Origin of the sequence: Natronorubrum texcoconense (genome assembly GCF_900100335.1) — an archaeon.
In the GTDB taxonomy this organism is placed as follows: Archaea; Halobacteriota; Halobacteria; order Halobacteriales; family Natrialbaceae; genus Natronorubrum; species Natronorubrum texcoconense.
The window spans coordinates 211,949-238,590 of record NZ_FNFE01000007.1 but is presented as its reverse complement, the minus strand read 5'-3'; the positions used below and the strand labels follow the sequence as shown (position 1 = coordinate 238,590).

Below are 26,642 nucleotides of genomic sequence, written 5' to 3'. Positions count from 1 at the left end.
ACATCCGATAGCCCGAGTATGAGTACGGACCGGAACGTCTACGGGACCGACCTCGAACCCTGTGGCACCGATCCATCGACCGGCTTTCTCCGGGACGGCTGCTGTCGTCGCGTCGAATCGGATCGGGGCCGCCACGAGATCTGTGCCGTGATGACCGAGGAGTTCCTGCGGTTCAGCAGCGCCCGGGGAAACGACCTCGTCACGCCGAAGCCCGAGTTCGAGTTCCCCGGTCTCGAGCCTGGGGATCGGTGGTGTCTCTGTCTCGGGCGATGGATAGAGTCGGTCGAGGCCGACTGTGCACCGCCGGTGGTCCTCGAGGCGACTCACGAGGCCGTCCTCCGCGACGTCGAGCCGGATCTGCTTCGAGAGCACGAGTACGAGCGCGGCGAACGCGGCGGGGGAGACGCGGACGAGGGTGCATCCACTGACGGATTCGGAACGCGGTAGTTCGCAATCGGCCGTCGAATCGCCAGCGACCGTCGGACCGAGCGACCGGAGACGACCGGCGGGGGAATACCCTTTATGTGGCGGGTTCTAATCGGACGCCAATGAGCGATGGATCGTCACAGGGAAGCGCCGCGGACGCGTTCGCCGACCGAGCGCAGGCGGAGTACGGCGACTCGATCCGTCACCTCGTCGTCTTCGGTGACGCGGTCCGAGGTGACGACCGCGGCATGCGCGCCGAGTGGGAGGCGCTGGTCGTCCTCGAGGACCACGACGAGGCCGCCGAACGGCAGCTCGAGGGACTCGGCGAGCGCGTCGGTCTCGAACACGGGGTCGTCACCTCGGTGTACGTGCTGCCGGTCGAGCGGTTCGAAGCCAGCGAGGACCACCCGTTCGTGCGGACGGCGTTCGAAGAAGGGCGGTCGTATGTGTAGGCGACGACGGACCGGCGGTCCCGTGCGCGGACCCGTAGTCGGTCTGGGAGCCGGTAGCTCACCGGACTCCCACGGAGGACGACGGTGACCATGCGCGTCACCCTGCTCGGAACCGGCGACACGACCGGGACGCCCACCGTCGGCTGCGACTGTGACACCTGCGAGACCGCCCGCGAGCGCGAGGTCGAGCGCACCCGGTTTTCGGTTCACGTCGAGAACGAACGCACCGAGGAGTCGCTGCTGATCGACTTCAGCCCCGACTTTCGGTATCAGTTCCTGCGCGACGACGTCCCGCTGCCCGACGCGGCCATCGTCACGCACATCCACTTCGATCACCTCGACGGGCTCGGCAACGTCTTTCGCGTCTTCGACTCCCTCGACGTCTACGCGGCGAACGAAACCGATCCGAAGACGGACAAGAGCGTCGCCGAGACGGTCCGGGCGGACTACCACTACCTCGAGTCGATCGACGTCCACCCGACGACGCCCCTCGAGTCCGTTCGGGTCTGTGGCTTCGACGTGACGCTGGTCCCGGTCGAACACCCGCCGCTTTTGTGTTACGGCGTCGCGATTGAGGACCCCAAGACGGGCGCGAAACTGTCGCTCTCGGGCGATACGAGCTACAACGTTCCGGCGGACTCGCGCGAGGCCCTCGCCGACCCCGACCTGTTGCTCGCGGACGGCATCGTCCCCGCACACCTCTGTGAGTACCACCCGATCGGGGGTCGCCACGAGAACGACGCGGGCGTTCCCCGGACGTTCGGGACGAAACACATGACTCGAGAGGGCGCGCTCGAATTGGCCGACGAGTTGAACGCCGAGCGAACGCGGCTGGTCCACCTCGCACACTACTATCCGGCCGATGAGGCGTTCGAGGAGCCGCTGGCGATCGACGGCGAGCAGTACGTGCTCTAACCCGTGTTCGACCGGTCCTCTATCTGGAGACGGAAGGTGGGTTCGAAGGAACGCCCGTGGGGATATCCGTGACCGTTACCGGTTCCTATACGCTCGAGGACAGTTAGGATAGTGTGATTCATAACCGCCAGTTCCGTGTACGGGTACATGGGATCGAACGTATCATCGATACATAGCGGAGTTGATGGGGTAGACGATATTCTCCGCGGCGGCCTCGTCACCGGCCGTATGTATCTCATTCAGGGCCAGCCGGGTACCGGAAAGACGTTACTCGGCATGCACTTTCTCGAGGAGGGTCTCGAGGCGGACGAAACGGTACTGTTCATCCACAGCGAGGAGTCTCGCGGGGAGATTCTCTCGAACGGGGCCGCAGTCGGCATCGACATCTCCGAGGCGGAATTTCTCGACCTGGGACCCGACTCCGAATTCTTCATCGAAGACTACTCCTACGATCTGGTCAATCCGAGCGATATCGAACAGAACCGGTACACGCAGGATATTCACGACGCCATCCGCGACATCGATCCCGACCGCGTCGTGGTCGATCCGATCACGCAACTACGATACGTCGAGGCGAACGACCACCAGTTTCGAAAGCGCATTCTCGCGTTCATGCGCTTTCTCAAGCAGCGCGAAGTAACCGTGATCGCGACGGCGACGTCCGCCACCGGACAGGAGTACGATTCGGAGATCCGCTCGCTCAGCGACGGGATCCTCGAACTCACTCGAGGCGAGCGCGGCCGTCGGATCAAAGCCGCGAAACACCGTGCACGCGGTCAGATAGAGGGGGATCACGGGATGGCAATCCGCGGCGAGGGTATCGAGGTATTTCCGCAGCTGATTCCCGAACAGGCCGACGAACAAGCCAAGCAGAACCGCCGCTTCGAGACCGAGCGCGTCCAGTTCGGTATCGATGAACTCGACGATCTGGTCGGCGGCGGCTTCGAGCAAGAGACCGTGACGTTCATCAGCGGACCGACGGGGACCGGAAAGACGTCGACCGGCACACAGTTGCTGTGTCAGGCGGCCGAGAACGGTCTCCAGTCGGCGATCTATCTCTTCGAGGAGGACGGACGAACGTACGATCACCGATCGGAGTCGATCGGCTTACCCGTCCGAAGGCTTCGCGAGGAGGGATCGCTCGCGGTGACCGAAGTCGAACCGCTCACGCGCTCGGGCGAGGAGTTCGGGCACATGGTCAAACAGCAGGTGAACGAACAGGGGGCAGACATCGTGATGATCGACGGGATCGACGGCTACACGGTCTCGCTACAGGGACAGGAGTCCGAACTCGTGCGGAAACTACACGCGCTGACTCGGTATCTGAAGAGCCGCGGCGTGACGGTGCTCATCATGAACGAAATCTCCGAGATCACGGGGATCTCGAGGGCGACGAGCGGTGATCTGAGCTATATCGCGGACAATCTCATGTTCCTGAGCTACGTCGAGATGGACGGCAGCCTCCGAAAGGTCATCGGCGTGTTGAAAAAGCGAACCGGCGGGTTCGAACACAGTCTCCGCGAGTTCGAAATCACGTCGAACGGAATCCACGTCGGCGAACCGTTGACGGGTCTCTACGGAATTCTTCAGGGATCTCCGAGAGCGAGCGGTCCCGCGAACAGCCCCCGAACCGAATGATGGGACCAGGAACGCGCCGTCGGCCCACCGACCCGCATCCATGACGGCCGCCGACCAGCGCGGAACGATTCAGTTACTCATCGGCGAAGCGGGCAACCGTGCTGCCGTCGAGGCGTTGCTCGAGGGACACTACGAGGTCGAGACCGAGCAGGCGGTCGGCGAGGCCGACTGCTATCTCATCGACGATCACACGTTTCCCGAGTATCACCGCGAGTTGCGCGAGCGCGTCGAAGAGAGCGATCCCGTCTTCTGTCCGGTCGTCGTCGTTCGCCGGCGGGACAGCAGGCTTCGGATCTCGCTTCCGGATCCGGACGAGCGCGAGCCACCCCTGCTCGTCGACGAAATCGTCGATGCGCCGATCGACCGAAACGTCCTCTTTCGGCGGCTGAACACCCTACTTACCCGTCGGTCGCAGTCGAAAGAGCTCCGCCACTACATCGCGAGACTCGAGGAGTCCAACAGATCCCTCGAGCAGTTCGCCTACGCGGCCTCACACGACCTGCAAGAGCCCCTGCGGATGGTCTCGAGCTACCTCCAGTTGATCGAGCAGCGATACGGCGGCGAACTCGATCAGGACGCCGACGAGTTCCTCGAGTTCGCGATCGACGGCGCCGATCGGATGAGCGCGATGATCGACGGCCTGCTCGAGTACTCCCGGGTCGACTCGGAGGGAGATCCGCTCGAGCCGATGGACCTGAACACGGTGCTCGAGGACGCGCTCACGGATCTAATGGTCATGATCGAGGAGCACGACGCCGATATCCGGGTCGAACCGCTCCCCCGCGTCGAAGGCGATCCCGACCAGCTTCGGCAGCTGTTCCAAAATCTGCTGTCGAACGCGATCGAGTACAACGGCACCGGTACGCCGGAGATCCGCATCGGAGCCGAGCGAGTCGGCTCGCGGTGGCGCCTGTCGGTCAGCGACGACGGGATCGGTATCGACCCCGGCGACCAAGAGCGGATCTTCGAGATCTTCCAGCGGCTCCACAGCCACGAGGAACACGCCGGCACCGGAATCGGCCTCGCCCTCTGTAAGCGGATCGTCGAGCGCCACGACGGACGGATCTGGGTGGAGTCCGAGCCGGGCGAGGGAGCGACGTTCACGTTCTCCCTCCCCGCGGTCGACGACCCGTAAGGGCCGTCTCCACGGAGAACCGAGTCGAGAATTCAAGATGTTGGAGCCCGTATTCCGGCCATGGAGTGGACCAGGCGACGGATCGTCGGGACGACTGTGGCTGCTGCTGCGCTCGCCGGCTGTCTCGGTGAGGACAGTGCCGACGACGGAGACGAAAACCCGGGGGACGACGAGGACGAAAACGAGACCGAGAGCGCGAACGGCGACGACCGCGACGCCGAGTCGGTCCTCGAAGCGCGCAACCTCGAGGACCACACTGGCGAAGAGACCGTCGAGATCACGGTCGACCCCGATGGGGACGGTTTCGAGCCTGACGCGCTCGAGATCGATCAGGACACCGTCCTCGAGTGGACCTGGGAGGGGGCAAGTACCGGTATCTATCCGATCGACATCCCGCCGGAGTGCGTCTGGGACGAGGACGTCGACGAAGATTCCGTCGACGAGCAGGAGGCGGGCTACCAGTTCGACCGACTCTTCTGGGCCGACGGCGCGTATCTCTACGGCAGTCGCGACGCGGACGGCGAGGAGTTTACGGGCGCGTTTCGGGTTCTCGAGGGCGACGACTAATCGTTGTATTGAGTCGATAACGACGCTTTGACGCCGTGAAACGGACCGTTCGTAGCGCGAGTAGCAGTGTTCCCTGTCGTTCAGTACAGGGCAAGGCGTTACCGTTCGGACTAACCAAACCACGTGCGGTGGCGCGCGCTGAGCCGCGGTGAACTGACGGTGAACCGCGGCTCGAAGACGTGTGAGGGATGAGCGAGCGACTTTGGAGCGAGTGAATCGGTTGGGGAGGACGTGGCACTCACTGCCGCCAGCGATTGCAAACCGCTCGTCTTCTCAACCACTGAGCAACACAAAGCGTTCACTAAACTCAACGATCGAGCAGCCTACCCGAACTGATCCAACCCCGACTGCCGACGCCGTTTCCCGTCCGGGTCGGCGGTCCAGGGCGTTCGGCGGTCGCGCTCGGCCTCGAGATCCACCGCCGGAGGCGACTCTGTTTCCGAACACGACTCCGATACGGGCTCGTACCCCCCACACGAAGTCCCACACTCCGAGCCGGCGTCGACCACGCGCCCCTTCCACGAACAGTAGGGAAGCGTCGCGCCGCTCGAGTCGTCCGGACGACAGGTCCCACACGCCGGAAAGTCGTACGTTCGCCACCCCTTGCCGTAGGCTCGCTCGCCGATCCGACGCCGCTTGCGGGCCTTCGCGTCGGGGGCAACGACGGCGATGTCGGTTCGGCCGGGGTGGGACTCGAGGGGTTCGATCCCCGAATCCTCGACGGCAAGCGGCTCGGATTCCCGAATCACCTCGATCTCAACTCCATCCTCGCCCTGCCCACTCGAGTCTTCGCGATGCACGCGCCAGACGCCGACCGCCTCGGGGATTCGGTTCAGGTGGGCGCGCGTGACGTAGCTCTCCGTCGCGAGCACGATTTCGTCGACCACCGCGAGGCTGACGTCGGTTCGGAGCTGGGCCTCGAGATCCCCCGGCCGACCCAGATCGGGCTTGTTCTCGATACCGACGATGCGACTATACCAGTCCGGGTAGCGGGCCACCTGTCGGACGTACTCGCGACCCTTGCGGCGTTCGCGTTCGAAGAAGCCGATCTCGCAGGCTCGGTCGACGGCGCGTCGGGCTTGATCGGGGTGACAGTCGAAGGCGTCCTTCCAGTAGCGCGCCCGTCCGGTACCCACGTCGGCCTCGATCGCAGCGTCCGGAACGGCGGCGCTCGAGAGGGCGACGCGGTCGTCGAACGCGGGGCCCGGTTCGACGCAGACCACGTCGAGGATTCGCCCGCCGGGATCGGCGACGCTCGCGCCGAGCTGGCGGGCGAGGACCCCCTCGCGACGCGACTCGAGGTGGGCACACAGCTCGAGTTCGAACGCGAACTCACTCACGTCCCTCGAGAGGGGTGCCAGCGGGAAAAAGCGCGCGAATCGTGGCGCGATCCGTCCGGCTCGCCGTTCAGTCGGCCGATTCGACGGTCGTCTCCAGTACCTCGAGATCCGCGTCTAGCGTGGCGCGGAGTTCGTCGCCCTCGAGCGGGACGCGGACCCGGAGCCGGATCGGATCGCGGTCGACGACGGTCGTGTACTCGTCGGAGACACACCACGGCAGGGTCCAGTAGGGCCGTTCGTCCAGCGAGACGCCGCGCTCGCGGTGGAAGCCGACCACCTGCGAGTGATCGAGCAGGCGGAGTCCGGGCGCCGAACAGAGGGTGTGACCGCACTGGACGCACTCGTGATCGATGCGCACCGTGGCCCCGAGACAGCAGTCGTCGTCCTCGACGACGTGCGATTCGACGCGACCGCTGCACTCCGGACAGACGCCGTCGGCCGCGAGACAGTGGAGGTGTTTCACCCGCTGATCGAAGGCGGCGGCAACTTCGTCTCGCGTTCGGTCGTTCAGCCCGCCCGGCGGGAAGCCGTACTCGCCGTGGCCGTGTCCGCAGTCGCGACAGCCGATCGCGAGTCGTTCGTCCCGATAGCGGGCCTCGAGCGGCCCGCCGCAGGCGACGCAGGAGCCCTCGACCGGAAACGGATCGATCGTCGGGTGCTCGTTGAACGAGCCGGCGATCACCGAGCGGACGACCTTCTCGCCGGCGTGTTTGAAGTCGTAGCCGTCCTCGGAGCCGACGACGAACTGGCCGAGCAGCTTCTGGAGGTGGTAGTTGAACTGCGCCGAGTCGCGCATCCCGACCTCGCGTCGCAGTTCCGAGAACGCAACCGGACGGTCGTCGGCCGCCCACAGCGCCTCGAGAATCGCGAGGCGGGTCTCGTTGCCGATCAGGGCGAAGGCGTCCGCCGGATCGAGACAGTCGGTGCACGCGAGGACGCTCTCGCGTTCGCTCGAGGCGTCAGACTTACTCATACGTTTGCGTATGGGACCAGTTGACAAAACCGTTCCCTGAACGACGTTTTTGTAACGGTGTTGATACTAAAGGAAGGGACCATCAGGGGCGCGGCGCGGCCTTCTGCAGCGCCGTCTCGGCGATGTTGCCGCCGTAGTCCGCGCTTCGGGACAGCGAGTCGAGAATCAGGCCGAGGGACTGTGCCTGTACGGGCTCGAGGTCCCGAAGCATGTCGTCGATCGTCCGGGTGTGTTCGTCGATTTCGAGGACGGACTCGAGCGCCTCGTGACCCAGCTTCGTCGCCTCGTCGCTGTCCTCGGCGAAGAGGGCGTCCATCGATTGCTCGATGATCGTCGACGCGTCGGCGTGGAGTTCGAGCAGGGCATCGGCGACGCCCTCCGGGACGTCGTCGAGTTTGCGCGCGAGTTGGCTGATCTTGACGGCGTGGTCGGCGACGCGCTCGAGTTGGCGCGCACTCGAGTGGAAGTCGAAGCAGTCCTCGCGGGAGACGCCGAGCCCCTCGGCGGCGCGGGGTGAGCGCAGCGTCGCCCGGAAGATCCGGGAGACGACGAGGAAGAGTCGATCGACGTCGTCGTCGCGCTCGATCACGTCGCGGGCGATGTCGTCGTCGTTCTCGACGAGGGCGGTGACGGCGTCCGCGAGCATCGAGGTGGCGATCAGGCGCATCCGACTGACGGCGTTGACGATCGATAGCTCCGCGGAGTCGAGGAGGTCCTGGACGACGACGGAGCCGCTGCCCTCCTCGACGACTTCGACGCCGACGAGCCCCTGGACCGCGCTGCGAATCGCGCGCCGCTGGTCAGTCGTGATCCGCCCCGCTTCGAGACGGATGATATCGAAGCCGCTGACGTACATCGTCAGGACGGCTCGGATCAGCTGTTCGTCCTCGAGCGTGGCGATCTCGAGGGTCCCCTCCTGATGATCAGTCTCGCGCTGTGGCGTGACGAGCAACGTATCGTCGTCCGAATATATTTCGACGGTCGAGCCACTGCTGACACCGTTTTCCGTCGCCCACGACTTCGGGAGCGACACCGTATACGTCGAGCCACCGGTCACCTGGACCTTGCGGGTCTCCATACAGGGGATTTCTATGCCTGGACTATAAATTCACTTGGATCTATAGAGGTGAACTTTTATCTCCGCTTCAAAGCGCTAAGAAGCTATAATACCGAACGTAGTCGTCATAGTTAGATGTATTTCTCGGCAGATAATCGTACTCGAACGTAGGGATATATAGTGAGTAGTGGGTAGTGAGGAATGAGCGATGGTTGCTCCGGAACGCGGTTCGAAGGGCGATTCGAAGCGTGTCGACCGCGAATGATCCCGGTGCGGAGACGACCCGAACTTCGAGCCCGAACCTGGTCAAAAGCGGGAGTAAATGGCGTATATGTGCAGAAATCTAGCTTACATTGCGCGGCAGAATCGATCACTATTGCGATCTATGGGCGGTTACGTACTGATATATCGAGAGCAGTGATCAACTATATAGATAATAGTATCCTCTTTATACGATCTGGACTACCCTCCGGGTGATGACGGACAACACGTCCGAAACCGGTCGAACCGGGGTCGCATCGCGGCGGAACTTCCTTGTCGGAACCGGCGCAGCGGGCGTCGTAGCGCTCGCGGGTTGCTCGAGTTTCCTCGAGAGGCAGGCCGAAACTGACGCCGTGCTCTCGACAGTCGCGGTCGAAAGCGACGAGGACGGCGAGTACTACCACCCGACGCAGGAGAACATCGAGAGCGGCGTCTACTCGCCGCTGACCCGACCGCTCTTCATTTACGTCAATCACGCGAGCTTAGAGGAGAAACCCGATACGCTCGCGACGTACGTCCAGCACTACTTCGAAGGTCAGCACGACTTCTCGCGGGAAGCCGGTTACTACGCCGCGACGGACGAGGTTCGAGACGGAAATATCGAGACCTTCGATACGGTGCTCGAGGACCTCGGCATCGATCCCGATCCCGACGCCGTCGACGACGATATCGACTGCTCGGGGTCGAACACCGTCGCGCCGGTGACGGACACGGCCGGCGAGTCCTTCGAGAACGAATACCCCGGCGCGAACGTCTTCGTCGACCCCGAGGGAACGGGTGCGGGATTCCAGGCGTTCGCCGAGGGCGATTCGGACGTTCAGAGCGCGAGCCGGGAGATCCTCGACGAGGAAGCCGAAATCGCCGAGGCAAACGGCGTCGAGTACAGCCACTACGAGATCGGCTGGGACGGACTTTCGGTCGTCAAACACGGAGAGAACGATTGGTTGGACGAGATTTCGATCGAGAACTTGCACGCGGTCTGGCAGTACGAATCCGACGTCACCTACTGGAACGATATCGACGACGACTACCCCGACGAGGAGATCGAACTCTGGGGCCGCGACAGCGACTCCGGGACGTTCGACTACTTTACCCGGGAGATCAACGGCGAAATCGGCTCCATTCGGACCGATTACAGCGCTCACACGCACACGGATTCGATCATGGAAGGAGTCGCCGACAACCAGTACGCCCTCGGCTGGGGCGGCGTCGGCTACTTCCAGGCGCTCGGCGGCGAGCCGGGCGAAGACGAGTTCGAAGTCGAAGAGTCGGACGATGAAGACGACGAGTAACACCACTTACCCACAATGAGTACGGAAACAGACCCGAACTCGGGAATTACGGGCGGTGACGCCGACGCGCATCGGCGTCGCGACCGCCGGATCCGTCGGCTCCTGTTCGGGTGTACGAGCATCACCGTGTTGACGACGGTGGCGATCTTCGCCGTCCTGTTCGACAACACGTTCAACTTCTTTTACGACGTCCGCTTCCACGAGTGGCTGATCGGACTGGTAACGGAGTTCCGACTCTTCCCAGAACAGCGCGTCGCCATCACCGAGTTCCTGTTCGATACGGAGTGGCGGCCGTCTCACGCGGACGACCCGCGCTTCGGCATCCTCCCGCTCGCGGCAGGAACGCTGCTCGTGACCGTCGGTGCGGCGTTCGTCTCGATCCCGATCGGAACGGCCACCGCGCTCTACCTCTCGGAGTACGCCCGACCGCGGACCCGCAAGTACCTTAAGCCGACGCTCGAGGTGCTGGCCGGGGTCCCGACGATCGTTTACGGCTTCTTCGCGCTGACGTTCATCACGCCGAACATAATCGCCCCGGTCGCGGCCGCCTTCGGCTACGACGTCGGGCGGTTCAGCGCGCTGTCGGGAGCGATCGTCGTCGGAATCATGACCATTCCGATGGTGGCGTCGATCTCCGAAGACGCCATGTCCTCGGTTCCCGACGAACTTCGCAATGGTGCGTACGCGCTCGGCGCGTCGAAGTTTTCGGTCTCGACCAGCGTCGTTCTCCCCGCCTCGATCTCCGGCGTGATGGCGTCGTACATCCTCGCGGTCTCGCGAGCGATCGGCGAGACGATGGCGGTCGCGCTCGCCGCAGGTGTCACGCCGCGGCTGACGACGAATCCGTTAGCCGAAATTCAGACGATGACGGCCTTTATGGTCGACTCGACGCGGTCGACGATGCTCGTCGGCTCGGTCGAGTACCAGAGTCTGTTTGCCGTCGGACTCGCGCTGTTCATCATGACGCTGGCGGCGAACCTGGTGAACGACTACGTTAAACGGAGTTACCGGGAGGTGTACCGATGAGTACCGAGACGGATGCTGGTGACAGCTCCGCTCGAAACTGGGCGGCGGACGTCGATCTCACGTGGGTGAAGCGAAAGAACCGGCTCTTTCACCTCGTCCTCGTCGGCGCCTCCCTGTTCGGCGTGCTCATGCTGGCGTTGCTGATCGCCGACGTGATCCTCGATACCTTGATCGGGATCGTCGTCTTCGAAATCGGCATCGAGACGTTCCTCACGCAGACGGCCTCGAGCGACTGGACCCAGGCCGGCTTCCTCGCCGCGATCGTCGGCTCGATTTGGCTGCTCGTCTTTACGCTCCTGTTCTCCTTTTTCTTCGGCGTCGGCACGGCGGTCTACCTCGAGGAGTACGCGCCCGACACGCGAACGACCCGGCTGATCGAGGCGAACCTGACCAACCTTGCGGGCGTTCCCTCGGTCGTCTACGGCCTGCTCGCGCTCGGCGTGTTCGTCAACGCGATGCGGATGGGACCGATCCTCATCGCCGGGGCGCTCGCCCTCGCGCTGCTCGTCACGCCGATCGTCATCGTCTCGAGCCAGGAGGCGTTGCGAGCGGTACCGGACGGCGTCCGAAACGGCTCCTTGGCGACCGGGGCAACCCAGTGGCAAACGATTCGAGGGGTCGTTCTCCCCTCTGCAATGCCGGGAATCGTCACCGGGACGATCCTCGCACTCGCCCGTGCGATCGGCGAGACGGCGCCGCTGCTCATGGTCGGCACGATCTGGGGGCTACGCCACGTTCCCGGCCCGCTCGATCGGTTCGGCGCGATGCCGACGCAGATCTACGAGTGGGCGTTCCTTCCCGAGCAGGCGCTGCAGTACCTCGCTGCGATGGGTATCGCGGTCCTGATGACGATCCTGCTCGGAATGTACGGGATCGCGTTCTTCGTGCGAAACAGGTACGAACGAGAGTACTAACATGGCACAACACGAATCCGACTCACTGATTACGACGGAGGTATCGGCCGCGGAAACCGCTCGCTCGGAGATCCCGGACGAAACGGTCCTCCGAGCCGAGGAGCTCGACGTCTACTACGGCGAGGAGCAAGCGCTCGACGACGTCACCATCGAGATCCCCGATCGAAAAGTGACGGCGATCATCGGCCCGTCGGGCTGCGGGAAGTCGACCTTCCTCCGGTGTATCAATCGAATGAACGACCAGATACCCTCGTGCCGGGTCGACGGGTCGCTCGCCTTTCAGGGGAAAGACGTCTACGACGAGGACGTCGACCCCGTCGCCTTACGCCGAAAGATCGGGATGGTGTTCCAGAAACCGAACCCGTTCCCGAAATCGATCCGTGACAACGTTGCCTACGGACTCACCGTCCAGGGGAAGACCGAGAACGTCGACGAGCGCGTCGAGGAATCGCTGCGGGCTGCGGCGCTGTGGGACGAAGTGAACGACCAGCTCGACTCGAGCGGGCTCGACCTCTCGGGCGGGCAACAACAGCGACTCTGTATCGCCCGCGCCATCGCGCCGGACCCGGAGGTCATCCTGATGGACGAGCCGACGTCCGCACTCGATCCCGTGGCCGCCTCGAAGATCGAGGATCTGATCGCCGACCTCGCCGAAGAGTACACGGTCGTCATCGTCACGCACAACATGCAGCAGGCGGCCCGGATCTCCGACAAAACGGCCGTCTTTCTCACCGGGGGTAACCTCGTCGAGTACGACGACACCGCGACGATCTTCGAGGACCCGGAACACGACCGCGTCGAAGACTACATCACCGGCAAATTCGGCTAACTATGGCACGAAACGACTACCAACAGCAACTCACCGAACTGCGCGACCGCGTCCTCGAGATGAGCGACCTCGTCTGTCACCGACTCGAGCGAGCGCTCGAGGCTCTCGAGGCGAAAGACGACGAACTCGCCGAGCAGATCATCGCGGGCGACCACGAGATCAACGAACTGTACCTCGAGATCGAACAGACGTGCATCGAGCTGTTCGCGCTCCAACAGCCGGTTGCGGGCGATCTTCGCTTTATCGCCGCCTCGTTCAAGATCATCACCGATCTCGAGCGGATCGCCGATTTGGCGGTCAACCTCGGCGAGTACACCTTGCAGGCGGAGCGGGATCGCTACTCGGAGATCGACATCGGCTACATCGGTTCACAGACGGTCGAGATGGTCGAGATGGCGATGGACGCCTACGCGGAGGACGACCCCGGAACGACCCACGACATCGCAGCCCTGGACGACGAGATCGACGCGCTCTGTGAGAACGCGAGCCAGGTCGTCGTTCGGAGCGTCCTCGAAGCCGGGACGGGGGCCGTCGAGGGCGTCGAGGACGAAGCGCTCCTCGACGACGTCTCGCGGATGTTATTGACGATCCGCGATCTGGAGCGCGTCGGCGACCACGCGGTCAACATCGCCGCGCGAACGCTGTACATGGTCGAGAACGACGACGAACTGATCTACTGAGCGATGAGCCAGCACTCCGTTTCCGACGAGTCGTTCGAGCCCGTCGAGCGAAAGGTCCAGCTGACCGGCAACTCCACGTTCGTCGTCTCGCTGCCGAAGGAGTGGGCCCTCGAGCGGGGCCTCGAGTCCGGCATGTCGATGTACCTCTATCCGCACGACGACCGGGTTATCGCGGCCCCGGAGCACGTCTCGGGGCGGGATCGATCGGTGACGATCGACGCGACGGACGGCGACGAGCAAGCGCTGTTGCAACGGGTTCGGGCGGCGTACGCGACGGGCTCCGATCGAATCACCGTCACGGGAGTGGCCGATCTCGAGACCGACTCGCGGCGGGAACTCGAGCGAACCGTCGGTCGACTCATCGGCATCGAAATTCAGGAGACGACAGACGACCGACTCACCGTCGTAAACCTGCTCGACACCGGTGAGGTCTCGCTCCCGCAAACGGTCGCCCAGGCGCGCCAACTCGCGCTCGAGCTGTACGACGACGCGATCGAGGCGCTCCTGTGTGACGACGACGAACTCGCGCGACGAGTCCGGAGCCGGGACGACGACGTCGACCGGCTGTTCGCGTTCGTGAGCCGGGGCTTTCACCGCGGGCTCGAGGACGTCCGGGACATCGGCCGACTGGGGACCGATCGAACGGTCGCCTTTCGCGAGTATCGGACGGCCCGCCAGCTCGAGCGGCTCGCCGACCACGCGGGCCGAATCGCCGCTGTCACGCTGGATCAGTCCGGCCCGCCCGACGACGCGCTTCGGGACGAGATCGACTCCGTCGCGGCCGATATCCGGCGGCTGCTCGAGGCCGCCCTCTCGGGCGAGGATCGGGCCGCGAGCGACGCGCACGCCGCCGTCGACGAGGGCCTCGAGGACCTCACCCAGCGAGCGTACGCCCGCTGTGAGACCGACGCGTGTCTGTACAGTCCGCTCCTCTCGAGCCTCCGCCAGCTGGCCGAGATCGGTCTCACGATCGCCGAAACCGAGATCGAAGCGGGACTCGAAGAGTGAGAGTGGCTCCGTTACGCGTTCTCGAGTGCGACTCTCGCTCTCGGTCCGTACTGGCCGGCACGTAATCGGAAGGAGAAGCGGCGTATCACCGCTCCAGTGAAGTGGAGACCGACGCTTTTAGTCCGACGAGGTCCTCGACGGTGCCGGCCGCTCCGATTCACTCGTAGATCGAAAACTCGCCGCAGCCACACGGACACGTTTTTCCGGATCCGATCGGTCTGAGGGTGCCGTTCGGCAGTTCGCGCGCGACCAGCGGGCTCCGACAGCGATCGCAGACGACCAGCAGTCGCGGGTACTCCTGTATGGTGGGCATGCGTAGCCGACGAATGGACGGAACCGCGCATAAAACGAACTAGGAGGCGTCCCGAGGGGTACGGAGCACTATTGATAGCCTCATCGAAACGCCGCTCGTCGTCGGAACCGGTTCGAGCGAGGAACGTGCCCGATGCCGGACGCGATTCGTGTCGGCGTTCGACGCGAGTAGTCACTCGTCCAGTCAGTCACCGCGACGTCCGTGATCCGCTGCAGGAACCGTCGTCACCCCGATCCGGAGAGCGCAGAACAGTAGGTTTATCAAGCGCACGGGGATAGGCCTACCTAAGATTACTTACCGTCTTATGGCAGGAACTCAACAACCGGAGGTGAACATCGGGCTCGTCGGTCACGTCGACCACGGCAAGACGACGCTAGTCCAGGCGCTCAGCGGCTCCTGGACTGACCAGCACTCTGAGGAGATGAAACGCGGGATCTCCATCAGGCTGGGCTACGCGGACGCGACGTTCCGTTACTGCGAGGGCGCCGAGGAACCCGAGTGTTACACCGTCGAGGAGGAGTGTCCGGACGGCTCCGAAAGCGAGCCGCTGCGGACCGTGTCGTTCGTCGACGCCCCGGGTCACGAGACCCTGATGGCGACGATGCTCTCTGGCGCCTCGCTGATGGACGGCGCCGTGCTGGTCGTCAGCGCCAGCGAGTCCGTCCCACAGCCCCAGACCGAAGAGCACCTGATGGCGCTCGACATCATCGGCATCGACAACATCGTCATCGCCCAGAACAAGGTCGACCTCGTCGATAGCGAGACGGCTCGAGACAACTACGAGCAGATCCAGGAGTTCGTCGAAGGGACGGTCGCCGAAGGCGCGCCAGTCGTTCCCGTCTCGGCCGGCCAGGAGGTCAACATGGACCTGCTGATTCAGGCGATCGAGGAGGAGATCCCGACGCCGGAGCGGGATCCCGACGCCGATCCGCGGATGCACGTCGCCCGCAGTTTCGACATCAACAAGCCAGGGACGACCTACGAGGATCTCGCCGGCGGCGTCCTCGGCGGCAGCCTGGTGCAGGGCGAGCTCTCGGTCGACGACGAGATCGAGATCAAACCCGGCCGCGAGGTCGAAGAGGGGGGCCAAACCGAGTACGTCCCGATCGAGACGACGATCCGCTCGCTGCAAGCCGGCGGCGAGACGGTCGACACCGTCAGCCCGGGCGGCCTGCTCGGCGTCGGTACCGGACTCGATCCGGCGCTGACGAAAGGCGACGCGCTGGCCGGCCGACTGGCCGGTCCGCCGGGGTCGCTCCCGCCGACGTGGCAGGAGTTCACGATGGAGGTCGACCTGCTCGAGCGCGTCGTCGGCGCCGAAAGCGGCGAGACGGTCGACGAGATCAGCACCGGCGAGCCGCTGATGATGACCGTCGGGACGGCGACGACCGTCGGCGCGGTCACCAGCGCTCGCGAGGGCGAGTGCGAGGTCAACCTCAAGCGGCCGGTCGCCGCCGAACCAGGGGCAAAGATCGCGATCAACCGCCGCATCGGCGCGCGCTGGCGGCTGATCGGGCTCGGAACGCTCACGGAGTAACGCCGACGGAAGACGAATGAGCACGCCGACGCGGGTCGCACTCGATACGAGTGCCCTCATGATGCCGGTCGAACTCGACGTTCGGTTGTTCGACGAACTCGATCGACTCGTCGATTCGTACGAGCCCACGATACCGCAGGCCGTCGTGGAAGAACTTCGACGCCTCTCCGAGAAGGGCGGCACCGAAGGGACGGCCGCGAACGTCGGGCACGATCTGGCGACCGAACGCTGTCTCGTCGTCGACACGGAGGCGTCGTACGCCGACGACGCGTTAGTCGAACTCGCCCGCGAGGGAGGGGTCGACTACGTCGTCACGAACGACCGTCCGCTGGGCGACCGGATACTCGCGGCGAGCGTACCGGTAATTGCATTACGCGGGAGAAACAAGTTAGCGATCACTCAACCATAGATGTACAAGCGGGTCACCCTAACGGACACGGTAGAAGTACCGCCCGAGGAGCTCGGCGACGTTTCGCCGGACCTCGTGAAGCGACTGCTGCAGGACAAACTCGAGGGACGCATGGACGAAGAGGTCGGCAGCATCGTCTCCGTCACCGACGTCGACGATATCGGTGAAGGGACGGTACTGCCGAACCGGCCGGGCGTCTACTACGAGGCCACGTTCGACGCCGTCACGTTCGATCCACAGATGCAGGAAGTGGTCGACGGCACCGTCGTCGAAGTCGTCGAGTTCGGCGCCTTCGTCGGGATCGGTCCCGTCGACGGACTCCTCCACGTCTCGCAGATCAGCGACGAGTACCTCGCCTACGACGGCGAGAACCAGCAGCTCGCTTCGAACGAATCCAACCGGACGCTGGGCGTCGAAGACGCCGTCCGCGCACGGATCGTCACCAAGAGCATCGACGAGCGCAACCCGCGCGACTCGAAGATCGGCCTGACGGCCAAACAGCCGGGGCTCGGCAAGCACGGTTGGCTCGAGGAAGACCACGAGAAGCAGGAAGCGGCTGCGGGTGAATAACCATGGCATCGGATCGGCTCGTCTGTCGCGAGTGCCACCGGGTCAACGAACCGGACAACGAAACCTGCGACGCCTGTAACTCCTCGTCGCTGACCGAGGATTGGGCCGGCTACGTCGTCATCGCCCACCCCGAGGAGAGCCAGATCGCGACCGAGATGCAGGTCACGGAACCCGGCGCGTACGCGCTGAAAGTCCGGTAGCCGTGACTCGCGACGACGACAAACCTGGCGGCTCGACCGACGACGCGGCGCCCGCCGACGTCGACGACCAGCTACTGGTTCTTCCCGACGACCTTCGCCACGAGCTCAAGGAGCCGATGGGGCCGATCGAGACCGACGCCGACGTCCTGCTTTCGGCCGTTGACGGCCCGCTGATCGCCGTCGGCGACGTCGTCACCTACCACTTCCTGCAGGCCGGCCGCGCGCCCGACGTCGCGGTGGTCGACGAGCGAACCAAGCGATCGGCCGTCGACGAGGAGATTCGGGAGACCGTCACCGAGTCGACCAATCTCGAGGCCGTCAACCCGCCCGCGGAGCTCTCGGCCGAGATGATCGAGGCGCTTCGCGAGGCCATGGCGAGCGACGAACCGACGACCATCCTCGTCGAGGGCGAAGAGGATCTGGTCGCGCTGCCCGCGATCGTCGCCGCACCGGAGGGGGCAAGCGTCGTCTACGGCCAGCCCGGCGAGGGAATGGTCCACGTGAAGGTGAGCGACGACCACCGGACGGAGATGCGCGCGTTGCTCGAGCGTTTCGAGGGCGATACGGAGCGGTTTTGGGACCTGCTCGAGGGAGGCGCCGACGGCGAATAGTTCTCGATAGTCGACGCCGTCCGCTCGGCCGCCGGTTCGACCGCAACTATGGTTCTCGACCGTTTACTCGAGGTCGATGAGAGACGATTCCGAGGCGAAACGGGAGACTGCGTCGTCGTTCGACGTCGCCGCTGCCGACTACGTCGACAGCGACGTCCACAGGCAGGGGGCCGATCTCGAGCGCCTCGCCGACTGGTGTCGGGACGCGGAGACGGCGCTCGACGTCGCCACGGGCGCGGGACACGTCGCCGGAGCCGTGGCCGAGCGCGGCGTTCCGACCGTCGTCGCCGTCGACGCCTCGCGAGCGATGGTCGCGACCGCCGAACGGGAGTTCGACGGGGTCGCTGGCGCGATGGCCGACGCCGAGCGGTTGCCGTTCGCCGCGAACTCGTTCGACGCCGTCGCCTGTCGCATCGCGGCCCACCACTTTCCCGACCCGGAGGCGTTCGTCGCGGAGGTCGCCCGCGTGCTTCGCCCGGGCGGGACGTTCGCGTTCGAGGACAACGTCGCGCCACCCGATCCGGCGCTCGAGTCGTTTCTCGACCGCGTCGAACGGCTCCGCGATCCGACGCACGTCCGTTCGCACCGCACGGATCGGTGGTATGAGTGGCTCGAGGGGCAGGGTTTCGTCGTCGAGGAGACCAGCCACCTGACGAAGACCCTCGAGTTCGATAGCTGGGTCGCCGCGCAGTCGGTCGACGCCGACCGCCGGGCGGAACTCGAGTCGATACTGCTCGACGCTTCGCCCGAGGCGACGTCGTTCTTCGAGATCGAGGCCGAAGACGGGACCGTCCGGTCGTTCGCGAACCTCAAGGCGCTCGTTCGCGCGACGCGAGTCGACTGACGCGCCGACGCGGAGCGTAGGTGGCGAGAAGGTGGTCGGGTCGACGTCCTCACTCGACGACGGTGTGCTCGAGGGTGCCGATCCCCTCGATTTCGAGTTCTACGGTCGAGCCGTCCTCGAGCCACTTGCCTAACTCGAGCCCACAGCCCCCACCCACGGTGCCGCTCCCGATGACGTCGCCGGGGTGGAGCGTCTCGGACTGGGAGACGTGCGCGATGATGTCGGAAAAGGAGTGGTACATCTCGTCGACGGTGCCCTCCGACCAGACTTCGCCGTCGATTCGGGCGGTCATGGGGGCCTCGAGGACGTTGATATCTTCGGCGGGAACGAAGTACGGGCCGAGTCCGTTCGCGAAGTCCTTGCCCTTCGCCGGACCGAGCCGTCCCTTCATCTCCCTGCCCTGGATGTCGCGGGCGCTGAAGTCGTTGAAGACGGTGTAGCCGGCGATGTGGTCTTCGGCGTCCTCGGCCGCGATATCCCGTCCGCGTTTGCCGATCACGGCCGCGATCTCGAGTTCGTAGTCCATGATCGACGAGTACGCGGGCCACTTGACCGTCTCGCCGGGCGCGACGACGCTGTCGGCGTTGCCCTTGTAGTACACCGGCAACTCGTACCAGACGTCGTCGATCTCGCCGTCCATGCTGTTCTGGACGTGCTCTTCGATCGCCATGAAGTCGCGCAGCGAGTTCGGCCGTGGGAGGGGCGCGAGTAGGTCGTACTCGCCGGGTTCGTAGCGGATTTTGGCGCCGCCGGGGCCGCGCTCGCGATCCGTTTCGGCCGCATACTCGAGAGCCTCTCTGGCGTCGGCGATCGCTCGATCGCCGCGCTCGAGGAAAGCGATCATCTCCGGCGGGACGCGGGCGTGGGCGAGGTCGGCAGGTGCGGGTTCGCCCTCGGCCTCGAGGGCCGCGCCGTAGGCCGCGGTGAGGTCGACGAGGGTGGCCTCTCCCGCCGTATCGTCCGCCGTCGACTCGTCGACGGCACCGATGCGCTCGACGGGGCCGACCGACGTTTGGACTTCGAAGGTGGCGAGCTTCACGCCGCGTCACCTCCGGCTTCGCCGCCAGCTCCGTCGTTGGCGTCGGCCTCGACGAACGCAACCGGACGAACCCACCCCGCGCTCCCGTTCTCGATCTTAATCGGGAACGCGACGATCGGGACGTCGGTCTTGCGCGGTAGTTTATCGAGGTTCGCCATCTTCTCGATCTGGCAGTACTCGACCTCGCGGCCGGCGAAGTGGGCCGGCCACAGTTCGTCCGAATCGTCCGATTCGACGTAGCGTTCCCCCATCGCGGTAAAGGGCTTGTCGAAACCGTAGGCGTCGGTTCCAATCACTTTCACGCCCTGTTCGACGAGGAACTTCGTTCCCGCAGCGCTCATGCCGGGGAACTGGGTGAGATACTCCGGCTGGCCCCACAGCTCGTCGGCACCGGTCTGAATCAGGACGATCTCGCCGGGCGAGAGCTCGTGATCCAGCTCGTCGAGGGCGTCCTCGAGGTCCGCCACCGAAATCTCCTCGCCGGGATCCACCGAGCGAAAGTCGAGGACGACGGCGTTTCCGCGACACCACTCGAGGGGGACCTCCTCGATCGTCTTCGCCGGCTCGCCGTCGACCTCGGGGCCGTAGTGCCAGGGGGCGTCCATGTGGGTTCCGGCGTGGGGGATGACCTCAAGGTCCTCCCAGGCCAGCCCCATCCCGTCGGGGAAGTCGCTCGCCTCGACGTCGTGGCCGAGTCCGCGGAGGTTCTCCGCGAGGCGTTCGGCACCGGCTTCGTGGCCGAACGCGTCGATCGACGGCGGCATCGGCTCGCTCGGCGGGTCGTCCTCGAGACCGATGCTCAGGTCGATCAGTGTCGCATCGTCGGCTGTCAACAGTCCGCTCATAGGGGCTACGTTTCGGGGCATACATTTGAAACTGACTGCGGGTGCTGGCTGTGACGACAACACTCCGCTGCGAATAGAACTGGATATTCGTAACCTCCTAATACAAAGAGTGATTGATATTGTACAATGACCTACGAAACACTGGATGACGATCTGGTAAACGAACTTCTCGACAACGGTCGCGCGAGTCTCCGCAGCCTCGCCGAAGAGCTCGACGTCTCGGTAACGACGGTCTCCAACCACCTCTCCGATCTCGAAGAGGAGGGCGTGATCGAGGGCTACACGCCGAAGGTCAACTACGACGAACTCGGCTACGACGTCACCGCGATCATGCAGCTCAAAGCCGAGGGCCACGCGCTGCCCGAGATCACCGAGACGCTTCGAGACCACCGACAGATGATCTCGGTCTACGAGGTCACGGGCGACTACGACGTGATCGCGATCGGCAAGTTCGAAGACACCGACGACATGAACGACCAGATCAAGACGCTGATCACCGATCCGGACATCAACCAGTCGAACACGAGCATCGTTCTCAACACCGTCGCCGAGAACGAACAGTTCGAACTCGAGACCGACGACGACTGAACGAAATCGCTCCCAACCGGGAGTAGCCCGTTCTCGCGCCTTCAGACCCCGATAGCGCGACCGAATCGCTTCTGTGCCGGTAGCTACAGCATCGGAGCGCCGTTCCGAATCACGACGTTGCCGAGCCGTCGTCCCGGAACCGCTGAGGTGGGAGAGTGATGCACCGGCCCTGAGAGCGGTGAGGACTCGATTCGCCCGGCGTCGCTCCGAGAGCCATTGCCGCTACGCTCGAGAGAATCTCGAGAAGGTATTTACACGCTCACGAGAACCCCATGAACATGTACGATTTCGTCGTTGTCGGCGTCGGACCGCCGGGAGCGCGCTTCGCCCGCCGCGCCGCCGAAGACGGCTCCGACGTGCTCGCGCTCGAGAAGGGAACGATCGGCGAGCCGCTGGCCTGCTCGGGGCACGTGAGCACGGATATCTGGGAGTTTACCGGCGACGGCGCGCGCGAGGAGCTGTTCCAGAACGAGATCTACGGCGCGCGATTCCACGTCGGCGGGCCACACAGCGAGGCCTACCCATTTTACAAAAACGAGGTCGCGTCGAACGTCATCGACCGCGTCGGACTCGACCGCCACCTCGCCGATCTCGCGAGCGAGGCGGGCGCGGACGTCCGCGAGCGACACACCGTTACGGAGATCACCGAACACCACGACCGCGTCGAAGTCACCGCCAACGGTCCCGACGGCACCGTCGAGTTCGAAGCGAAGATGCTCGCCGGCTGCGACGGGGCTCGATCGCGAGTGCGGGACGAACTCGAACTCCCCGAGCCAGACGAACTCCTCCACGGCGTGCTTGCGTTCTCCGAGGAGGAGGACCACCAGAATTTCGTCGACGTCCACCTCACCGCGCCGACCTTTTTCGCCTGGCGCATCCCCCGCGGCGATGCCGGCGTCGAGTACGGACTCGCGGCGCCGCCGGGCGTCCAGGTCACCAAACACTTCGAGGAGCTGATCGACGGCTACGAGATCGACGTCTCCCACCGCTGTTCGGGCCCGATTCCGATCGGTCCGCCGGACCGCGTCACGAGCCGACGCGCGTTCCTGATCGGCGACGCGGCCGCCCAAACGAAGCCCTTCACCGGCGGCGGCATCCTCTACAGCATGACCAGCGCCGACCACGCCGCCCGCGAGATCGATCCCGACCGGCCGACCACGCTCGCGGCCTACGAACACGCCTGGCGCAACGACCTGGAACGCGAGCAGGAACTCGGCCACTACCTCCGTCGGGCCTACTCGCTCCCCGAGCCCGTCCAGCATCTCGGCCTCGGCGCGCTCTCCGGCGAGATCGGCGTCCACATGGATCGACCGACATCGCTCGTCTCGCCGTCGCACCTCAAGGCGATGCTCTCTCGCTCGCGGAACTGACTGGAGAAAAGCGCAAGATCTGAACTAGATCGGCGAACGTGGTTATACGATTTCGAGAATATGGCCATAGTGTTTAACAATAGCTGTGCCTTTCATTCGATCGGTGGGTGGATGTGACGCTCCGCTATGGAGCCGTCCGTGTGCCCAAACGAATCCGCCCACCGTTCTCAGCGATGCACTGATGCTCGAGCGACCCCATCCCGTGCTCGCAGTGCCGTCGCGCCGCCGAGAGCCGAACCGAGCAGCCGATTCGGTCCGTCGCCGCACACTCGTTTTTCCAGCGTGGGTGTGACCTCGCCGCCTCCAGCGGTCGTCCGTGTGCCCACGAGAGCGTGTTGGCACGCTCCGATCACCAGCCTTCCGCCGAATACGTTCGTCTACGCACCGACGGCGTCTCGAGCCGCTCAACCCCGAATCGTCGACGCGCACGGTGGAACCCGCAGCCGACAGAGCGAAGGCGTCCGTCCCGAAACGGCCAGTAGATGACTGGCCGGCAGCGCGCTGCGGTCGAGTTCGTCGCGCGGAGCCTCGAGCGCCTCGGAATCATCGACGCCGAGCGGTTCCACCCGACCGCGGATCTGGCGTGGCCCCGGATCGTAACCGGCTTCGCGATCATGTCCAAGCAGACGGCCGACCTGGCGATGGTCGGTATCGCGGTCGGGACGGCGGGAACCGCGGGACTGGCGTTCGCGCTCGCGTTCTGGGAGATCGTCACGATGATCGGACTGGGGCTGGCCGGCGGCACCGTCAGTCTGGTCTCCCAGAACTACGGCGGCGAGGAGACCGACCGCGCCTCGCTCGTGGTGACACAGAGCATCCTTCTCGCGACCGCGATTGCGCTCCCGATCGTCGCCGTCTTCCTGCTCTTTGCGGACTCGCTGATCGGCCTCTTCGGGGCCCAGCCGGCCTCGCTCGAACACGGGAGCACCTACCTCGTGTTCGTCGCGCCGGCCGTCCTGTTCGAACTCCTGAACCTGATCGCCAGCCGAACCTACACCGGCGTCGGCGACACGTTCACGGAGATGGTCGCCCGCGCGGGCGGGGCGATCCTCAACGTCGTCCTGAGCGCGATCCTCATCTTCGGCTTCGACCTCGGCGTCGCCGGCGCGGCGATCGGCACGACGCTCTCGACGGGGTTCGTTACCGTCGTCCTCGGCTGGGGAATGGTGGGCCGATCCTACGGCGCACTCGGGATGGAGCCCAGTCCCGTCCCCGTCACGCGCTCGGGGCCGTGGCTCGAGCCGACGATTCTCCGGCAGGTGATCGAGATCTCCGCACCCGAGATCGGTCGCAAACTCGCCCAGGGGATCGTCGTCTTCCCGCTGCTGTGGATCGCCGCGACGTTCGGTCCCGTGGTCGTCACCGCCCTCGAGGTCGGCCGCCGGGTCCGGAGCGTCATCAACAGCGTCAACTGGGGGCTGTCGCTGGCCTCGAGTTCGCTCGTAGGCCAACGGCTCGGGTCGAACGAGGAGGATGAAGCGGGCGCGTACGGCGCGGCGATCATCCGGCTCTCGGTGGTGTGTTTCACCGGACTGGCCGCGCTCGTCGTCGTCTTCGCCGAACCGATCGCGGGCCTGTTCGTCGGGAGCGAAGAGGTCGCGCTGGCGGCTACGTTCGTCGCCGTCGGCGCGATCAGTTCGATCGGGTTCGGAATCGACGGCGCCGCGGCGGGGGCACTGCTCGGCGCCGGCGACACGCGCTGGCCGTTCGTCGCCTCGCTGGTCGGTCGCTACGGCTTTGCGGTTCCGGCGGCGGCGCTCGGACTGGTCACGCCGCTCGGCGTCACCGCGCTCTACCTCGCCCTGCTGCTCGAGACGTTCGTCCCGGGCGGGATCAACTACTGGCTGTTCCGAAGCGGCCGCTGGAAGGCCGTGAGCCGGCGGTATCGACCCTCGGCCGATGCCGATTGAGATCGCAGACGGCTCGGCGGATACCGACCGTCGTTTCTGCGGGCCGGCGGACGCCGTCAGTCACCACCGGGTCGCGGAGCGACGGACCCGGACGAGCCGAACAGATTCTCCGGGTCGTACTCGGTTTTGAGATCGACCATCCGCTCGTAGTTGTCCCCGAAGCGCTGTTTCGCGGGGTCTTCGTTCAGTCCCGGGAAGTTTCCGTAGCTCCCCGACGCTACCGCCAGCTCGCTCGCTTCGGCGATTCCCGCCCGACCCCAGGCGACGTTCGCGTCGTCGTCTGCGGGGTCGCCCCAGTTGGCCTCGAAGTTGAGCATGTACGGCTTCTCGCGGTGGTAGAACGCGGTCGCGTCCGCCGGGACGTCCTCGACGGCGCCGCCGAGACACCAGAGGTCGATCGTCGAGAGCGCCGAGGGGGCCGACTCGGTGTACCGGACCATGATATCGACGACCTCGTCGGTGACTTCGGTGAGGTAGACCGACTTCCAGTAGTACCGGAGTCCGTCGGGGTAGTCCTCGTCGAGCATCGACTGCACGTCGACGTAGTCCATCGGTCCGCTGAAGTCGGCGAGGGGCGTCGCGCTCTCGCGCAGCGGTCGGAAGACCGCGTCGCCGTCCGCCGGATCGCCGCGGTACGTGCCGAGCATGGCCAGAGCGGGGTCGCCCCACGAGTCCTCGGGGAACTCCTCGAGGTCGGGAACGTAACCGGTAAAGGCGAGCACGCCGGCCTCGCGCGGCGCGTCGGCGGCCCACTCGAGACAGCGCTCCATCGCGGCCGCCGTGTCGTCGCCGTGGAACCACGCGAAGAACGCGTACACCTCGGGACCGACCTCGTGGCAGTCGAACTCGAACGACGTGACGATGCCGAGGGAGCCACCGCCGCCGCGGATCCCCCAGAACAGGTCCGCGTTTCGGTCGGCGCTTGCGGTGTGAACCTGTCCGTCCGCGGTCACGACGTCGACGCTCCGAAGGTTGTCCAGTGCGAGCCCGTACTGCCGACTCAGGTGACCGTAACCGCCGTTGAGGGTCAACCCGGCGACGCCGGTCTCCGAAACCGCGCCGAGGGCCGTCGCGAGTCCGAACAGTTGCGTTTCGCGGTCGACGTCCCCGAGGGTTGCACCGCCCTCGACGCGAACGGTTCGTCGATCCGGATCGACCCGGACGCTCCGCATCGTCGAGAGGTCGACGACGAGGCCCCCGTCGCAGACGGCCGTCCCGGCGACGTTGTGTCCGCCGCTTCGAACGGCGAACGGCAGGTCGTGCTCTCGAGCGAACGTCACCGACGCGACGACGTCGGCGACGCCGGCACAGCGGGCGACGACCGCCGGATACCGGTCTATCATTCCGTTCCAGACCTGCCGAACCCGTTCGTACTTCGGATCCGACGGACGGACCACGTCGCCGGAGACGTCGGCCTCGAACGATCGGACGGCACCGCTCGGAAGGTCGGCGAGCGCCTTCTCACCTGCTGTCTTGCCTACCGTTGCCATGGATCGACCTACGCTATCGGCAGCGATAAACTAGTTTGGCGATTTATACGATGATCAACCGTGTAGATATGACGGCGCCGACGATCAAGCGTCTGGAACCGGCTAAGTCGGCGAGCGACGACGGCACCCGGTTCAGTGGTCGGAGCGTCCACTCGTCGGCCAACGCGAACCCGGGAGACAGTTATCACCCCGGAACGCTATCGTCCGATATGGCTGATCCTGCAGCGCCGGGATCCGAATCGGACGATAGCAACGGTCTCGACGAGACGGGCTTCGGCGCCGGAATCGCGATCGGAATGGCGATCGGCGTCTCGATCGGTATCGCAACGGACAATTTGGCGCTGTGGCTGCCGATCGGCGTCGCCATCGGCGTCGCTCTCGGCGCCGGAATGAGTGAGTGAGC

Annotated in this window: 29 protein-coding genes; 22 read left to right on the top strand and 7 right to left on the bottom strand. The window is 65.0% G+C overall.

Features of this window, described 5'->3' with window-relative positions; genetic code table 11:
- Nucleotides 1–18 precede the first annotated feature (18 nt).
- The 6 genes from BLT08_RS19215 (at nt 19) to BLT08_RS19190 (ending at nt 5,133) form a co-directional block, all read left to right on the top strand.
- Nucleotides 19–447, top strand: coding sequence for a DUF2237 family protein (locus BLT08_RS19215; RefSeq protein ID WP_090311189.1), 429 nt, complete (start codon nt 19–21; stop codon nt 445–447).
- A gap of 101 nt (nt 448–548) precedes the next feature.
- Entirely contained in the window at nt 549–878 is a 330-nt protein-coding gene (locus BLT08_RS19210) for a hypothetical protein (protein ID WP_090311186.1), read from the top strand.
- A gap of 90 nt (nt 879–968) precedes the next feature.
- Nucleotides 969–1,793 (top strand): MBL fold metallo-hydrolase, encoded by an 825-nt coding sequence (locus BLT08_RS19205; RefSeq protein WP_090311183.1) that lies wholly within the window; start codon nt 969–971, stop codon nt 1,791–1,793.
- 147 nt (nt 1,794–1,940) lie between these two features.
- Nucleotides 1,941–3,431 carry an ATPase domain-containing protein gene (locus BLT08_RS19200; protein ID WP_090311181.1) on the top strand — a complete coding sequence of 497 codons (1,491 nt, stop codon included), beginning with the start codon at nt 1,941–1,943 and terminating at the stop codon, nt 3,429–3,431.
- 40 nt (nt 3,432–3,471) lie between these two features.
- Entirely contained in the window at nt 3,472–4,566 is a 1,095-nt protein-coding gene (locus BLT08_RS19195; protein WP_090311178.1) for a sensor histidine kinase, read from the top strand.
- Nucleotides 4,567–4,626: 60 nt separating this feature from the next.
- Nucleotides 4,627–5,133 carry a cupredoxin domain-containing protein gene (locus BLT08_RS19190; RefSeq protein WP_090311176.1) on the top strand — a complete coding sequence of 169 codons (507 nt, stop codon included), beginning with the start codon at nt 4,627–4,629 and terminating at the stop codon, nt 5,131–5,133.
- Between the two features lie 323 nt (nt 5,134–5,456).
- Here BLT08_RS19190 and BLT08_RS19185 read toward each other — a convergent pair whose 3' ends face one another.
- The 3 genes from BLT08_RS19185 to BLT08_RS19175 all read right to left on the bottom strand — a co-directional run bounded on the left by BLT08_RS19185 (nt 5,457) and on the right by BLT08_RS19175 (nt 8,524).
- Complete coding sequence (locus BLT08_RS19185) at nt 5,457–6,473, bottom strand: DUF5787 family protein (RefSeq protein ID WP_090311174.1); 1,017 nt, start codon at nt 6,471–6,473, stop codon at nt 5,457–5,459.
- Nucleotides 6,474–6,540: 67 nt separating this feature from the next.
- Entirely contained in the window at nt 6,541–7,446 is a 906-nt protein-coding gene (locus BLT08_RS19180; protein WP_090311172.1) for a winged helix-turn-helix domain-containing protein, read from the bottom strand.
- Nucleotides 7,447–7,528: 82 nt separating this feature from the next.
- Nucleotides 7,529–8,524, bottom strand: coding sequence for a phosphate uptake regulator PhoU (locus BLT08_RS19175; RefSeq protein WP_090311168.1), 996 nt, complete (start codon nt 8,522–8,524; stop codon nt 7,529–7,531).
- 455 nt (nt 8,525–8,979) lie between these two features.
- Between BLT08_RS19175 and BLT08_RS23295 the strand changes: the two genes are divergently transcribed.
- From BLT08_RS23295 to BLT08_RS19145, 6 genes are read left to right on the top strand one after another with little or no spacing between them, the layout of a single operon-like run.
- Nucleotides 8,980–10,056, top strand: coding sequence for a substrate-binding domain-containing protein (locus BLT08_RS23295; RefSeq protein WP_217636388.1), 1,077 nt, complete (start codon nt 8,980–8,982; stop codon nt 10,054–10,056).
- Between the two features lie 15 nt (nt 10,057–10,071).
- Nucleotides 10,072–11,082 carry a phosphate ABC transporter permease subunit PstC gene (pstC, locus tag BLT08_RS19165; protein WP_090311166.1) on the top strand — a complete coding sequence of 337 codons (1,011 nt, stop codon included), beginning with the start codon at nt 10,072–10,074 and terminating at the stop codon, nt 11,080–11,082.
- Entirely contained in the window at nt 11,079–11,996 is a 918-nt protein-coding gene (pstA, locus tag BLT08_RS19160) for a phosphate ABC transporter permease PstA (RefSeq protein ID WP_090311163.1), read from the top strand. The genes pstC and pstA overlap by 4 nt, the downstream gene beginning before the upstream one ends.
- A 1-nt stretch (nt 11,997) precedes the next feature.
- On the top strand, nt 11,998–12,825 hold the full coding sequence (gene pstB, locus BLT08_RS19155; protein ID WP_090311160.1) for a phosphate ABC transporter ATP-binding protein PstB: 828 nt from the start codon (nt 11,998–12,000) through the stop codon (nt 12,823–12,825).
- A 2-nt stretch (nt 12,826–12,827) separates the two neighbouring features.
- Entirely contained in the window at nt 12,828–13,505 is a 678-nt protein-coding gene (gene phoU / locus BLT08_RS19150; protein ID WP_090311158.1) for a phosphate signaling complex protein PhoU, read from the top strand.
- A gap of 3 nt (nt 13,506–13,508) precedes the next feature.
- Complete coding sequence (locus tag BLT08_RS19145) at nt 13,509–14,513, top strand: phosphate signaling complex PhoU family protein (protein ID WP_090311155.1); 1,005 nt, start codon at nt 13,509–13,511, stop codon at nt 14,511–14,513.
- Nucleotides 14,514–14,670: 157 nt separating this feature from the next.
- On the opposite strand, the gene BLT08_RS23160 is transcribed toward BLT08_RS19145, so the two are convergent.
- Nucleotides 14,671–14,826: a hypothetical protein gene (locus tag BLT08_RS23160; protein WP_175529383.1), complete on the bottom strand. Its 156-nt coding sequence runs from the start codon at nt 14,824–14,826 to the stop codon at nt 14,671–14,673.
- 304 nt (nt 14,827–15,130) lie between these two features.
- Between BLT08_RS23160 and BLT08_RS19140 the strand changes: the two genes are divergently transcribed.
- From BLT08_RS19140 to BLT08_RS19115, 6 genes are all read left to right on the top strand, one after another.
- Entirely contained in the window at nt 15,131–16,363 is a 1,233-nt protein-coding gene (locus tag BLT08_RS19140) for a translation initiation factor IF-2 subunit gamma (protein WP_090311153.1), read from the top strand.
- 16 nt (nt 16,364–16,379) lie between these two features.
- A complete protein-coding gene (locus tag BLT08_RS19135; protein WP_090311151.1) occupies nt 16,380–16,772 on the top strand; it encodes a PIN domain-containing protein in 393 nt (130 codons plus the stop codon).
- Nucleotides 16,773–17,342, top strand: a complete 570-nt coding sequence (locus BLT08_RS19130) for a DNA-directed RNA polymerase (RefSeq protein WP_090311149.1) — start codon at nt 16,773–16,775, stop codon at nt 17,340–17,342.
- Nucleotides 17,343–17,344: 2 nt separating this feature from the next.
- Nucleotides 17,345–17,542, top strand: a complete 198-nt coding sequence (spt4, locus tag BLT08_RS19125; RefSeq protein ID WP_090311147.1) for a transcription elongation factor subunit Spt4 — start codon at nt 17,345–17,347, stop codon at nt 17,540–17,542.
- 2 nt (nt 17,543–17,544) lie between these two features.
- Nucleotides 17,545–18,153: a GTP-dependent dephospho-CoA kinase family protein gene (locus BLT08_RS19120; protein ID WP_090311145.1), complete on the top strand. Its 609-nt coding sequence runs from the start codon at nt 17,545–17,547 to the stop codon at nt 18,151–18,153.
- A gap of 76 nt (nt 18,154–18,229) precedes the next feature.
- Nucleotides 18,230–18,997: a class I SAM-dependent methyltransferase gene (locus BLT08_RS19115; RefSeq protein ID WP_090311143.1), complete on the top strand. Its 768-nt coding sequence runs from the start codon at nt 18,230–18,232 to the stop codon at nt 18,995–18,997.
- A gap of 49 nt (nt 18,998–19,046) precedes the next feature.
- Here BLT08_RS19115 and BLT08_RS19110 read toward each other — a convergent pair whose 3' ends face one another.
- Nucleotides 19,047–20,036, bottom strand: a complete 990-nt coding sequence (locus BLT08_RS19110; RefSeq protein ID WP_090311141.1) for a fumarylacetoacetate hydrolase family protein — start codon at nt 20,034–20,036, stop codon at nt 19,047–19,049.
- Nucleotides 20,033–20,881 carry a cyclase family protein gene (locus BLT08_RS19105; RefSeq protein WP_090311138.1) on the bottom strand — a complete coding sequence of 283 codons (849 nt, stop codon included), beginning with the start codon at nt 20,879–20,881 and terminating at the stop codon, nt 20,033–20,035. The genes BLT08_RS19110 and BLT08_RS19105 overlap by 4 nt, the downstream gene beginning before the upstream one ends.
- Nucleotides 20,882–21,007: 126 nt before the next feature.
- Between BLT08_RS19105 and lrp the strand changes: the two genes are divergently transcribed.
- The 3 genes from lrp to BLT08_RS19090 all read left to right on the top strand — a co-directional run bounded on the left by lrp (nt 21,008) and on the right by BLT08_RS19090 (nt 24,749).
- Nucleotides 21,008–21,469, top strand: a complete 462-nt coding sequence (gene lrp, locus BLT08_RS19100) for an HTH-type transcriptional regulator Lrp (RefSeq protein WP_090311136.1) — start codon at nt 21,008–21,010, stop codon at nt 21,467–21,469.
- Between the two features lie 278 nt (nt 21,470–21,747).
- Nucleotides 21,748–22,839, top strand: coding sequence for a geranylgeranyl reductase family protein (locus tag BLT08_RS19095; RefSeq protein ID WP_090311372.1), 1,092 nt, complete (start codon nt 21,748–21,750; stop codon nt 22,837–22,839).
- 482 nt (nt 22,840–23,321) lie between these two features.
- Nucleotides 23,322–24,749 carry an MATE family efflux transporter gene (locus BLT08_RS19090; RefSeq protein WP_090311134.1) on the top strand — a complete coding sequence of 476 codons (1,428 nt, stop codon included), beginning with the start codon at nt 23,322–23,324 and terminating at the stop codon, nt 24,747–24,749.
- A gap of 56 nt (nt 24,750–24,805) precedes the next feature.
- Here the strand turns inward: BLT08_RS19090 and BLT08_RS19085 are convergent, their stop codons facing one another.
- Nucleotides 24,806–26,239 (bottom strand): FAD-binding oxidoreductase, encoded by a 1,434-nt coding sequence (locus tag BLT08_RS19085; protein ID WP_175529382.1) that lies wholly within the window; start codon nt 26,237–26,239, stop codon nt 24,806–24,808.
- Between the two features lie 209 nt (nt 26,240–26,448).
- Between BLT08_RS19085 and BLT08_RS19080 the strand changes: the two genes are divergently transcribed.
- Nucleotides 26,449–26,640, top strand: a complete 192-nt coding sequence (locus BLT08_RS19080) for a glycine zipper domain-containing protein (protein WP_090311367.1) — start codon at nt 26,449–26,451, stop codon at nt 26,638–26,640.
- Nucleotides 26,641–26,642 lie beyond the last annotated feature (2 nt).